Annotated in this window: 10 protein-coding genes; 7 read left to right on the forward strand and 3 right to left on the reverse strand. The window is 51.2% G+C overall.

The window, feature by feature from the left end:
- Positions 1-15 precede the first annotated feature (15 nt).
- A complete protein-coding gene (gene glgC, locus AAH187_RS02020) occupies positions 16-1236 on the reverse strand; it encodes a glucose-1-phosphate adenylyltransferase (RefSeq protein ID WP_342346756.1) in 1221 nt (406 codons plus the stop codon).
- 119 nt (positions 1237-1355) lie between these two features.
- Entirely contained in the window at positions 1356-1856 is a 501-nt protein-coding gene (locus tag AAH187_RS02025) for a glutathione peroxidase (protein WP_342346757.1), read from the reverse strand.
- 336 nt (positions 1857-2192) lie between these two features.
- Here AAH187_RS02025 and AAH187_RS02030 point away from each other — a divergent pair, with 336 nt between their 5' ends.
- Positions 2193-3464 carry a DEAD/DEAH box helicase gene (locus AAH187_RS02030; protein WP_342346758.1) on the forward strand — a complete coding sequence of 424 codons (1272 nt, stop codon included), beginning with the start codon at positions 2193-2195 and terminating at the stop codon, positions 3462-3464.
- Between the two features lie 1110 nt (positions 3465-4574).
- Positions 4575-4982 (forward strand): small metal-binding protein SmbP, encoded by a 408-nt coding sequence (smbP, locus tag AAH187_RS02035; RefSeq protein WP_342346759.1) that lies wholly within the window; start codon positions 4575-4577, stop codon positions 4980-4982.
- 103 nt (positions 4983-5085) lie between these two features.
- Here the strand turns inward: smbP and AAH187_RS02040 are convergent, their stop codons facing one another.
- A complete protein-coding gene (locus AAH187_RS02040) occupies positions 5086-5619 on the reverse strand; it encodes a peptidylprolyl isomerase (protein ID WP_342346760.1) in 534 nt (177 codons plus the stop codon).
- 408 nt (positions 5620-6027) lie between these two features.
- Here AAH187_RS02040 and AAH187_RS02045 point away from each other — a divergent pair, with 408 nt between their 5' ends.
- The 5 genes from AAH187_RS02045 (at position 6028) to AAH187_RS02065 (ending at position 12339) form a co-directional block, all read left to right on the forward strand.
- On the forward strand, positions 6028-6672 hold the full coding sequence (locus AAH187_RS02045) for a sulfite oxidase-like oxidoreductase (RefSeq protein WP_342346761.1): 645 nt from the start codon (positions 6028-6030) through the stop codon (positions 6670-6672).
- 71 nt (positions 6673-6743) lie between these two features.
- On the forward strand, positions 6744-7850 hold the full coding sequence (locus AAH187_RS02050; RefSeq protein WP_342346762.1) for a dipeptide epimerase: 1107 nt from the start codon (positions 6744-6746) through the stop codon (positions 7848-7850).
- Between the two features lie 457 nt (positions 7851-8307).
- Positions 8308-9867, forward strand: a complete 1560-nt coding sequence (locus tag AAH187_RS02055) for a pitrilysin family protein (protein WP_342346763.1) — start codon at positions 8308-8310, stop codon at positions 9865-9867.
- On the forward strand, positions 9864-11351 hold the full coding sequence (locus AAH187_RS02060; RefSeq protein WP_342346764.1) for a pitrilysin family protein: 1488 nt from the start codon (positions 9864-9866) through the stop codon (positions 11349-11351). The genes AAH187_RS02055 and AAH187_RS02060 overlap by 4 nt, the downstream gene beginning before the upstream one ends.
- A 70-nt stretch (positions 11352-11421) precedes the next feature.
- The gene (locus tag AAH187_RS02065; protein ID WP_342346765.1) at positions 11422-12339 is read left to right on the forward strand and encodes a M48 family metallopeptidase; all 918 of its coding nucleotides are present in this window, start codon (positions 11422-11424) and stop codon (positions 12337-12339) included.
- Positions 12340-12344: the final 5 nt, after the last annotated feature.

The raw sequence follows: 12344 nt of genomic DNA on the forward strand, positions 1-12344 counted from the left end.
TCCGGCTGGGCCCGATTACTTTCTGGGTGAATCCTGTGTGACGACGACCACGCCGTCTTCGGTGACAGAAAAGCGTTGACTGTCGTGCTCGAGATCGTGACCGATGGTGGTATCGGGAGGAATGACGACGCCCTTATCGATGATGGCCCGGCGAATACGGGACCGTTCGCCGATTTTGACATTTTCCATGATGACGGAGTCGCGGACTTCGGCATGAGGCTCGATGCGGACATTTGGTGAGAGCACACAATTTTGCACCAGACTTCCGGAGATAATGCAGCCTCCTGAGACAATAGAATCCAGTGCCATGCCTCTGCGCCCTCCCGTGAAGTCATCGGCGAAGACAAATTTGGCTGGCGGGTATTGGCCCTGATACGTGCGAATTGGCCAGGCCTCATCATAGAGGTTGAGGTGGGGATCAACCCCGACGAGATCCATGTTGGCTTCGTAGTAAGCGTCCAGGGTACCAATGTCCCGCCAGTACTTGACTTGTTTTTTGTTTTTATCTTCAAAATTATAGGCGAAAACTTTTTTGTTGTTTTGAATCATGTTGGGAATGATGTTTTTCCCAAAGTCATGGGCCGTGGCCATTTCGGAATCTTTTCGCAATTCCTCATAGAGGTGGTCTGTGCGAAAAAGGTAAATGCCCATGGAAATAAACGCATGCGTTGGATTCTCAGGTAGGTGAAACGGGTTGGCCGGCTTTTCTTCAAATCTGGTGACACGGTTGGATGCGTCTACCCCAAGGACCCCGAACTGCCGAGCTTCTTCGACCGGCCATTCAAGCGCGCCCACGACGGCATCCGCCTCCGTCTCCTGCATGAACCTGAGCATGTCAGCATAGTTCATTTTGTAAAGGTGATCTCCGGCCAGCACCAATAAAAACTTCGGGCGTTCCTGTTCCAGCAGAAACAGGTTTTGATGGACTGCGTCGGCTGTGCCCCGGTACCATTCGGCGCTGATACGTTGTTGCGGTGGGATGGAAAAGATGAATTCCCCCAGCTCCGGGTTGAAAATCGACCAGCCTCTTCGGATGTGGCGGTCTAATGAGTGGGATTTATATTGAATGAGCACGGCAATTTTGCGAAGCCCCGAATTGAGGCAATTGCTCAAGGTCACGTCGATGATGCGGTATTTGCCTCCAAAGGGCACTGCAGGTTTGGCGCGGTGTTGGGTGAGCGGGAGGAGTCGTTCGCCGCGACCACCGGCAAGGATCATGGTATAGATATCAAGCATGGGGGACTATGATATCAAATGGCCCGGATGGAAGGAATGGGTTTCGTACTGGCTGTTGCCTGGCGCGCAAGCCAAGGGCTGTCAATGGAGGTTAGATTAGCCGGAAGGGTCTCAGTAACTTATGCCGGCTTTGCCGGAGTATTCAGAAGTGCCTTGATGGCCGACTCGAGGTCTGAGGGTTTCGTTGCCGGGGCATAGCGTTCTTTGACTGCACCGGTTTGGTCCACGAGAAATTTCGTGAAGTTCCACTTGATGGCTTCTGATCCAAGCACTCCCGGTGCCTCGGCTTTGAGATGTTTGAAGAGGGGATGGGCATCCGGCCCATTGACGTCCACTTTGGCAAACATGGGAAAGGTTACTCCATAGTGTGTTTGGCAGAAGGTGAGGATTTCTTCGTTCTCCCCCGGGTCCTGACTTCCAAACTGGTTGCAAGGAAATCCAAGAATTTCCAGGCCCTGGGCCTGATATTTCTGATAGAGATCTTCGAGCCCCTGGAATTGAGGGGTGAACCCGCATTTGGAGGCCGTATTGACGATCAGTAAGACCTTGCCCTTATTCGTGGCAAGGATTTCATCCTTTCCCTGGATGCTCTGGCAGGAGATGTCGTAAATGGTGCTCATGGGTTTTGTTCCTTTAACATTATGGAGTTCGAGTGACTGAAATGAGGCAGTGTTTCACTCTACTCGGTTCATTGGTCCGAGATCGTATCATTTGGATATAGGTTTGGCCATGCGATGTTATGGTGAAGGCAAATTTGACAGGATATGGATTGTCCTGTAATGTGTGGTCTGTTCATGTCGATTCGGTCCGACGACGGGAACATCCTACAATTCTTCGGGCCCCGCGATCGTATCGCGACCAGATCCTGCTCGGAGCGGACTACCCACCTACTTCTGCTTCACTCGGTTTTCTGACCCCGTGTATATACGATCCTTGTAACAAAAGGAATAGTTTTTATGTCTGCAACTGCGTTGTCACAGTTTGGTGCGCTTGGTGTGTCTGCTACCTTGGTTGGGGTTTTGAATAAACTCGGTATAACTGAACCGACTCCGATTCAAGTCCAGGCCATTCCCCCGGCTTTGGAAGGTCGGGATATACTGGGTTGTGCCCAAACCGGCACTGGAAAGACTGCCGCCTTTGTCATTCCGATAATTGAACGATTGGCAGATGGTCTTAAGGGCCATCCGCGTGCGATGATTTTAGCGCCAACCCGGGAATTGGCTTTTCAAATTCAAGAAACAGTTGATAAGTATGGGCGCGTGCGCGGGATTTTTGCGACCACCCTTGTGGGTGGCGCTGATATGCATGCGCAGGTCCGCGGGTTACGGCAGCGTCCGGATATCATCGTGGCCACGCCGGGTCGTCTGCTTGATCATATGTGGCAGGGAACGGTTTCCTTTGCCAAGCTTCAGATGGTGGTTCTGGACGAAGCCGATCGGATGCTTGATATGGGGTTTGCCCCTCAGCTCAATCAGATCATTGAGGCCTTACCGGAAACCCGGCAAACCTTACTCTTCTCGGCCACGATGCCAAGTAACTTGGCGGATTTGGCGCGCATGTCTCTCAACGATCCGTTTAAAGCCTTGGTGGCGAAATCGGCCACACCGGCTGAAGGGGTCACCCATACCGTGCATCACACGGCCAATTCGGATAAAACCTCCCTCCTGCTCTCTATTTTAAAGGAGACAGAAGGGTCGGTCCTCGTGTTTACCAGGACCAAGCATCGAGCTGACCGGATCGGGGAAACTCTGGAAAAGGTCGGTTGTCGTGTTGCGGTGTTGCATGCCGGACGACGGCTGCCTCAACGCCGCGCCGCGCTGGAAGGGTTTCGCCGTGGACGTTTTGAAATCTTAGTCGCGACCGATATTGCGGCCCGTGGGTTAGACGTGGACAATATTCAACACGTGATTAATTATGATTTGCCTCATGTGCCGGAAGATTATATCCATCGTATTGGTCGGACGGCGCGTAAAAATACCACAGGTTGGGCCACCAGTTTTGTGACCGGTGAGGATAACCGTTCATTACGAATGATCGAAAAGTTGCTGGGGAAGGCGGTTCCCTGCGCCCCTGGAAGCCGGCCGCCAATGCCGGCCACTTCACCCGAGAGACGTGGGCCTCGGCCAAATTCGGGAGGGAGGGGCTTTGGCGCTTCACGATCTGGGAGCCCGGCTCGGCATGACCGACCGGCTGGCCGCCGACCGCGTCCATCCACCTTAGCTTCCTAACCCCTCACACGTAGCCTCTTTATCTTCATAAAGGGCATCGCGGGTTTTTCTTGAAGCCCGGATCTTTTGGTCCGGGCTTCCTTGTTTTTAAATGGTCTCTGTCTCTCCATATCCCTTTCCTTCTCCTTTTATTCCAGGTTATGACTCCACGTTGTTCGTGGGATTTTTGGCTGATTCGATAAAGACCTGCGTTACCTTTTCCCGTATGAAAAATTACAGAGGTTGTGCCTCGCACTGTGGCGATCGTGGTTCTGGGCTCAAAGGTGAAACGTGAATTGTTCGGCGTTCGAAATTCTGTTGGACAAGTGGTCAGAATTGGTGGGTATCGCTTTCGGGTCGGGGTGTCACGGAATCTCAAGCTTAGGTGTTAGGTTTTGACCTTAACGATTCCGTGTATGCTTCGGTGGCGAAGGGGATGGAGATGTTTAATGTTGACGAGGTGGTTGAAATTGGTGTGGTTCATGACTCGGTCCAGGTGGTGCCCTGGTGGTCGTTGAGATCAGGCCGTTACTCACTAACCAGCATCGGGAAACGAAAGATTTTATCTTCACCACTCTATCCAGCCAAATTGAAGGTGCTAGATGACCTTATGCGGGTGCCAATCGGGTCTACGCGTCAGGCAATGCAAAGATTTTGCTCATCGCGAGTTAGCTAGAAGGAGGTACCCATATTCGGACCCTTATGGGGGATCACTATGGAAGAGCGATATGCAACAAAAAACTTGTTGCGCACCATCGGAGGCAGGCCTTTTCGAATCTTTCTATTTGAATCAATGATTCGTGCCATATGTGGAGGAGGGTTTGGCGTGATCTTGGGGTCCCGGGAGCGTAGCTGCTAAAGATCGTCCTCGGGGTTTCCGGTTTAGGTTGATGAGCAATAGCTTCTTGTTGGTCTTCTTGTAGCCATCGCGACCAACTTGCTTTTCAGTGTGACTTGTGTTCGACGCGCGATCCGGATTAACCCGGTCGAAGCTCTCCATGTCGAATAATGGCCGTTTGGGAAGGGCCTGTGTCCTGGATTATTGAAGAATGGGGACGAAACCATCCATTTTGCACTAGAATTCGGTGGTAGTGAAATATTTTCATAACATTATCTATGGAGGTGGTGACGATGCGTGTACCATCCTGGATCTCTCGGCTCACTATTGCCCTATTGTGCATGGGGCTCATGGCGGGTTGTGCTTCCTATTCAACTGGTACGGTCAATCCACATGTGGCGGAAGCATTAACGCATGCACAGGAAGCGGTAGATCATGGTGGCATGGGGCATGCCGAGGTGATTGTGACGCATGCGGAAGCTTCCCTTCAACATGCGCAGGCCGCGAAAAACGACATGAATAATCCTCACCTTGATGCGGCGATTACCGAGTTAGGGGAGGCCATTACCCATGGCAAAGCCGGCCATGCTGATGTGGCGACCGATCATGCCAAATCTGCCACAATGCATTTAAAAGAAATTGATGGAATGATCCCTATAAAAGAAAGTAATGAAGTGACGCCCTCATCGGGGTATTATTGAAGGGGCTCTCTGCAGGATGTTTCTGGGAGAGGTGATGGTGGGCCGGGGAAACAAGAACCCCGCCTGAATGGGCGGGGTTCTTATTTGTGATATTCCCGTAACTTTAGTGGGCAGTTTTAACGTCCAATATTTTTACGTCAAAGTAGAGTGTTTTTCCCGCTAAGGGGTGATTGAAGTCTAAGACGACCACTTGTTCTTTCACTTCCGTCACGGTCGGGGTGACCATTCGCCCCTGGCCATCTTTTCCTTGTAATTTTACTCCGACTTTTCGTGCATCAGTGGGAATTTGATCAATAGGGACTTCTTGGATGGCCTGAGGGTCGATAGTGCCATATCCCTCTTCCGGGGAAACCTTCACCTGTTTACTTTCGCCCGCCTTCATGCCATCCAGGGCAGTTTCCAGTCCAGGAATGATTTGGTGGGATCCCTGGGTAAATGTCAACGGTTCTCCGCCCACGTTGCTGTCAAGCACCTCTTTGTTTTCCAACGTCAAGGTATACTCCATCGAGATGGATTTTCCTTCGGAAACGGTCATGGGTGAGCCTCCCTCTTGTGATTCTGCCTGTGCAGATGCGGCCATTCCTGAGGCCACCAACAAGGAGCAACAGACAATCCGAGCCAATACATGCAGTGCCATGAGACTGATCCTCCGCAAAAATTATTGCTGATATAACAGTTGGCTGGAAATGGGGGCGGTTTAGAACGGGATGGGGAACAACCGTTTGCTTCCAGACTGTTGGTGAACGAATGCAATAATCTATCAGAAATTTTTTTTCTTGGCTATGTGATCAGGGAATATTCTGCTGCTAGGGGAAAAAGATGGCTGAGATTCATGAAAACCTCTAAAGTTGTGAACTGAGGAAGACCAGAGAGTCGGATGGTTCGGGGGAGCCTCCTAGCCTGGCTCTCCTCCTTCGACTATTCCTGGCCTGGGAACCTCGCTATACTAGGCCGAACAGTGTTTTGTCGTGATCTTTCGTTTGCGAGTAGGATGTTTAGTTCCCTTTAAGATTTCTCTCTTGGACCGGAGGAGGAAAGGCCCAAAATGGAACCCAACGAACGGATGGTGAAAGCGAAACAACAGGTCTCCCAACATCGGCGGGAGTTCTCCTGTCGGGAGGTGGATGAACCTCAGGATGACCGTGTTCCGCCCGGGCAACATGTGGTGAATAATTTTCCAGTCCTTGATTTAGGCTGTAAGCCGGAGATCGTGTTGGCGGAATGGGCCTTAAGTATTGATGGATGCGTGGCCAATCCGTTGACCTGGGATTGGGAGGCATTTCAACGACAACCCCAGGTGCAGCTGACCGCTGACTTTCACTGTGTGACGTCCTGGAGCATGCTGGATAATGAGTGGGGTGGTGTGAAATTTCAACATCTGTTGGATTTGGTTCGTCCCTTGCCGGAGGCGAAGTACGTGTTATTCGAAGCCTTTGATGAATATACGACCAATGTTTCTCTTAAGGTCTGCAATGATGATGATGTGCTTTTGGCCACCCATTGGAGCGGGAGGCCATTGACCAGAGATCATGGTGGTCCGGTACGGGTGATTATTCCCAAACGTTACGGATGGAAAGGGGCAAAGTGGGTCAAAAAAATTACCTTTTCCGAGTGTGACCAAAAGGGGTTTTGGGAAGTGCGGGGGTATTCCAATACCGCGCTTCCATGGGACAACGATCGTTATGGTTGAGCGTGAGGTTCGGCTTCCTGTAATCAAGCGTTTTCCTTTCTTTTCTGTGCATTCTCCCTGTAGTTATTCCGGTGCGTGATCCTTTTTGTATTACCAAAGTTGAAGCGTGGCCAATCGCCTTGCCGCTCCTGGCCCCGTTTGTCGTGGCATCAGGAGCCATGACGGTGGCTCACAATGTATTTGTCCGTGTCACGCTTCGCAACGGGGCGTACGGTTTTGGGGAAATGGCACCGTTTCCTGATATTTCAGGTGAGGATCAGGCGAGTTGCTTGCGAGTCTTTCCTCTTGCAGCCAAGGCATGTCTGGGACAATCTGCCACTCATTTCAGGAAAATAGCACAGCAGCTTCGTGAGGTGGCCACCCAGACTCCTGCTGTTCGATGTGGTCTTGAAACGGCCCTCCTTGATGCGTGGTGTCGTGGCATGGGTATTCCATTGTGGGGACTGTGGGGAGGGGCGGATGTGCGACGACAGCAAACCGATGTCACGTTGCCTATTGGACTACTCGACCAGGTTGTTGACACCGCCCGAGCATGGTATGCGAGGGGATTCCGGATATTTAAAATGAAAGTCGGTTTGGAGGTGGATGAGGATATCCGGCGAATTGAGGCCGTGTGTGCCGCATGTCCCGATACGAAGCTTGTGCTTGATGCCAATCAAGGTTTTTCATTGGAGCAGGCAAGTGAGTGCATAAGAGCAATAGAGCGATTGCATCTACCTGTGATGTTATTCGAACAACCGGTCGCCCGGGAGGATGTTGAGGGATTTGTGGCCTTGCGACGGACAGGAACGATTCCTCTTGCCGCTGATGAATCGGTTCGATCCGTCGAGGATGCCCGACGATTGATTGAACAAAATGCAGTGGATGTGTTGAATCTCAAAATTACGAAGTGCGGGGTGGTGGAGTCCATGGATATTGCCGGGTTGGCCCGCGCCTCAGGACTCAGGCTTATGATTGGTGGCATGGTAGAAAGTCGTGTGGCGATGGGCTGTTCCTGGAGTCTGGTGTTGGGATTGGGAGGATTTGAATTTTTAGATCTTGATATGCCGCTCCTGTTGTCAGATGATCCGGTTCAAGGCGGGTATGCGTATAAGGGATCGGTCTTGGAGCCATGGGAAGAGTCCGGGCTTGGGATGGAGATGAGGGAAGAGCCCTCATCGGTGATCGTTCTTGAATAGGGGGAGGGTTGAGCTAGGAGCCTGTCGGACTTAGGATGAATCGGCTGCAAAAGTGTCTAAGCGGTCCATATTTCGCCGCTTTCTTGGACCATAGTCCCACTATGGGCCAGCGAAATCGTCAAAATCTGGCCTCGCTCAGCCGCTTTTTCGCTCTCGATCCCCTAAGTCCGACAGGCTCCTAGAATGCCAGCAGCATTTTCATTCCTTGGTTGTGCACAGAAATCTCCATCGCACGGGCGGCGGTCCAATTGTTAAACGCTTTTTTTTGATTAGATGAGGACCAGTCTTTCTTGCCGCAAGTCTCAAGACACGTTTGGCAATCCCTTTTCACATGGGCAGGTGTCGTAATGATGGAATTTCCGGATTCAAGAGTGGGTTGCTTGCCAGAATTCTCATTTACTGGGTAGGATTATTTAATGTTCGGATTAGAGATGTTGCTTAAACAGGATGGTGAATAATGGGAATCGGTAAACGAATGATGGGATGGAGCAAGACCCTCGGACTTGTGGGGCTGGTGTGGTTCGTCAGCGGAGGGATAGTGTTTGGTCAGGATCTGGCCTCCTTTGAGCAACGTGTGACCCGGCATACGTTAAAGAACGGGTGGACCTTCATTATTGTGGAACGTCCAGTGGCCCCTGTCTTTGCCTTCATGACGCGAGTCAATGTGGGATCGGCTCAGGAAATCATGGGGCAAACGGGACTGGCGCATATGTTTGAACATATGGCGTTTAAAGGAACACCTCACATTGGAACGACCGATTACGATGCAGAAAAGGTTGCGCTAGAGGCATTGGAAGAGGCTTACCAGGCCTATCAACAGGAAAAGTTTGCTTCCGTCTCTGATCCGGAGACGGTGGATCGCCTGTATACCGTTTTTAAAGAACGACAACAAGAGGCTTCTGCCTATGTGGTGAAAAATGAGTTTGGTGATATTATTGAACGGGAAGGTGGGGTAGCCTTAAACGCGTTCACCGGCGCTGATGTGACCGGGTATTTTTATGCCCTTCCGGCCAATAAAGTCGAATTGTTTGCCTATCTGGAGTCTGAGCGGTTTCTGCACCCGGTCTTTCGGGAATTTTATGAGGAACGGGACGTGGTCATGGAAGAGCGTCGAATGCGGACGGAAAGCCAACCCTTCGGCCGGTTGCTCGAACAATTTGTCGCGACGGCCTATATGGCTCATCCATATCATCATCCGGTGATTGGCTTTGCCAGCGATATCCAATCCTACACGATGACCGATGCGAAGAAGTTTTATGATGCGCAGTATGTTCCTACCAATTTGGTGACGGCGATCGTCGGGGATGTGAAAGCGGAGACGGTTATTCCGATTCTCGAAAAATATTTTAATCGAATCCCCTCTGCACCCTCGCCCCCACCGCTTCGAATCGTTGAGCCTCCCTCCATCGCAGAAAAAATTGTAAAGCTGCAGGATCCTTCCCAACCGTTATATATCGAGGGTTATCATAAGCCCCCTGTGACTCATGCCGATCAACCGGTGTACGATGCGATCGACGATATTTTGACGAACGGGCGGACGTCCCGGTTGTATCGATCGCTGATACGGGACAAACGCATCGCGGTATCGGTCGGAGCCTATGGGGAATATCCTGGTGACAAGTATCCGCATGTGTGGATGGCCTATGCTGTTCCCGGCCGGGGCGTGACGAATCAGACGGTGCAACAGGCCTTACGAGAAGAATTTGACCGGCTTAAAACACAGGACGTCTCCGATGAGGAGTTGGCTCGATTTCGCACCAGGGCGAAAGCCGGGCTTGTCAGGGCCTTGAATAATAACCTGGGCATGGCGATGTACCTGACTGATTATCAGATGTTGTTTGGAGATTGGCGCGAGTTATTCCGGTCCATTGATCGGTTGGATCAGGTGACCAAGGCCGAAATTCGTCGGGTCGCCAACACGATGTTTCAATCGACGAACCGAATCGTGGGCATGATTGAAACGGTGCCTCCTGCCGGTAGTCCTCAACCAGTCACTTCCGGGGAGGGTCAATCATGAATCGCATCATGTCTCATCAGCCTGCGATGTGTGGAGGAGCCCGATGGTCAATCCTGAGAATGGGATTGGTCGTCTTCGTCATGGTTTGTGTACCAGTTTGGGTGCAGGCGCAAGTGACTAAAGTCGAGGAGTTGCATTTTCCACCCTTGCCGGAACTGGTCATTCCTGAACCTGAACGCGTGGTTCTGGATAATGGACTGGTGGTCTTGTTGATGGAAGACCATGAGTTACCGTTGGTGGGTGTATCAGCCATGATCAAAACGGGTTCCCGATTGGATGCTCAGGAAACGATTGGGTTGGCTTCCTTAACGGGAACCGTGCTTCGCACAGGCGGGACAAAAGGTCTGAGTGGAGATGCGCTGGATGAGTATTTGGAGGGGAAGGCTGCCGCGATTGAAACACATATTGGGGACTCGTCAGGAACCGCATCGATGGGTTCTCTCGCTGAAGATTTTCCGGATGTGTTGAAAATATTCGGGGATGTGTTGCGGTTTCCGGTGTTTGACCCTGAGAAGTTAAAGATTGCTCAAAATCAGGTGATGGCGGGGATTTCGCGTCAAAACGATGATCCCGATGAGATTACGTCACGAGAGTTTAAGAAGTTAATTTATGGGAAAGAATCACCCTATACATGGGAGCCGACTTACGCCTCCGTGGGATCTATCACGCGAGAGGATGTGATCCGGTGGCATGCGACATACTTTCATCCTAATCGCATCATTGTAGGTGTGAGTGGCGATTTTGAGCGAGAAAAGACGCTGGCGCTCATTCAATCGATTTTTGGTGACTGGCCCAAAGGTCCGGAGGTACCGGATGCTCCCGTCGGCATTCAGGCAAAGATTCCGGCTGGTGTGTTTTATGTTGAAAAAAACGATATGACCCAAGCAAAAATTGCTATGGGACATTTGGGAATTCGTCGGGACGATCCCGATTATTATCCATTGGTGATCGTCAATCAAATTCTTTCGGGGTCATTTGGTGCCCGATTATTTTATAACATCCGGTCCAAGCAAGGGCTGGCCTATGATGTGCACGGTGGCGTTGGCTTGCAATGGGACTATCCAGGCATGGCCATGCTCTCGATGTCGACTAAAACGGAAACGACGGGGAAGGGAATTGATGCGTTAATTGCTGAAGCTCGGAATATGGTCGCTGAGCCTCCTACGGATGAAGAAGTAACGAGCGCGAAGGCCAGCATTTTAAATTCCTTTGTCTTTTCCGTGGATTCTCCCACGAAAGTACTTGGTAAATACCTCACATACGAATATTATGGCTATCCCTCGTCCTGGCTGAGAGAATTTCGCCAGGGCATTGACAAGGTCACCACGGCTGAAATCCGAATGGCTGCACAAAAACATTTGCGACCGAAGGAGTTTGCGATTCTGGTGGTGGGCCCCCGTGCAGGCACCAAACCGGCATTGGCTCGCTACGAGAAAATTCAGGAATTGGACATCGGCATTCCAGAGCCTTCTGCCGGAATGTAGATGGTCCGCTGCATGTAGCAGGAGCTGGATGCCTCTTTGTGCTCTATGCTGAATTCAGAGAGGTTGTGACATGCTAATATTGTGGTGGGCCATCAGAGTGCGCACGGGCGTATTCTGTGCACTGTTCCTGAGTATTCTGGTCTCAGGTTGCCAGACCAATCCCTATACGAATCGCTCTCAATTGCTACTGATGCCGTCAGGGCAGATGAGTCAAATGGGGGCTGCCCAGTATAGTGACGTTTTGCAGGACCCAAAGGTCATCATATCCAAAGATCCCAAAGAAATTGAGCCGGTTAAGCGGGTCGCAGCTCGTATTATTGAGGCGGCCAAGCGTTCTAAATACGCGGATGTGGCGAAAGGATTTGATTGGGAAGTGACCGTCATTAAAGATGACAATACGAAGAATGCCTGGGCTCTGCCTGGAGGCAAAATTGCGGTCTATACCGGAATTTTCCCCATGGCCAAAAATGAGGCAGGATTGGCGGCCATTATGGGGCATGAAGTGGTTCATGCATTGGCGGAACATGGAGGTGAACGGATGAGCCAGGGACTGGTGGCTCAATTTGGAATGACCGCAGCGGCGATTGTGCTTTCGACCCAAGGTCAAAATCCGGCATTAAACGCGTTAGCTATGCAGGCGATGGGGCTTGGGGTGCAGACAGGAGTTCTGCTACCGTTTAGCCGAAAACACGAATCAGAAGCCGATTATATCGGCATCTTGCTTGCCGGCGATGGGGGGTACGATCCACGGGAAGCGATTCATATTTGGGAACGGATGGCAGCGACTTCTGATGGCGCTCCACCGGAATTTTTATCCACCCATCCAGCGCATGAAACCCGGATTGCCGATCTCACGAAATGGATGCCTGAGGCCATGGTTCTGTATGAAAATGCTTCGAAGGCACCTGTGTTCAATCTGCCCTTCATTAAACCTTCTCCTGCTCAACGTACTTCACAAGAACCGAACGGGGCTCGTTTCCGTCAATAGAGATT

Origin of the sequence: uncultured Nitrospira sp. (genome assembly GCA_902500695.1) — a bacterium.
GTDB lineage: Bacteria > Nitrospirota > Nitrospiria > Nitrospirales > UBA8639 > Nitrospira_E.

What these genes read in the sequence shown, in the direction of transcription:
- AAH187_RS02030 (WP_342346758.1), top strand. Translation starts at nt 2,193, where the DNA reads ATGTCTGCAACTGCGTTGTCACAGTTTGGTGCGCTTGGTGTGTCTGCT.
- AAH187_RS02065 (WP_342346765.1), top strand. Translation starts at nt 11,422, where the DNA reads ATGCTAATATTGTGGTGGGCCATCAGAGTGCGCACGGGCGTATTCTGT.
- smbP (WP_342346759.1), top strand. Translation starts at nt 4,575, where the DNA reads ATGCGTGTACCATCCTGGATCTCTCGGCTCACTATTGCCCTATTGTGC.
- AAH187_RS02040 (WP_342346760.1), bottom strand. Translation starts at nt 5,619, where the DNA reads ATGGCACTGCATGTATTGGCTCGGATTGTCTGTTGCTCCTTGTTGGTG.
- AAH187_RS02055 (WP_342346763.1), top strand. Translation starts at nt 8,308, where the DNA reads ATGGGAATCGGTAAACGAATGATGGGATGGAGCAAGACCCTCGGACTT.
- glgC (WP_342346756.1), bottom strand. Translation starts at nt 1,236, where the DNA reads ATGCTTGATATCTATACCATGATCCTTGCCGGTGGTCGCGGCGAACGA.
- AAH187_RS02025 (WP_342346757.1), bottom strand. Translation starts at nt 1,856, where the DNA reads ATGAGCACCATTTACGACATCTCCTGCCAGAGCATCCAGGGAAAGGAT.
- AAH187_RS02060 (WP_342346764.1), top strand. Translation starts at nt 9,864, where the DNA reads ATGAATCGCATCATGTCTCATCAGCCTGCGATGTGTGGAGGAGCCCGA.
- AAH187_RS02045 (WP_342346761.1), top strand. Translation starts at nt 6,028, where the DNA reads ATGGAACCCAACGAACGGATGGTGAAAGCGAAACAACAGGTCTCCCAA.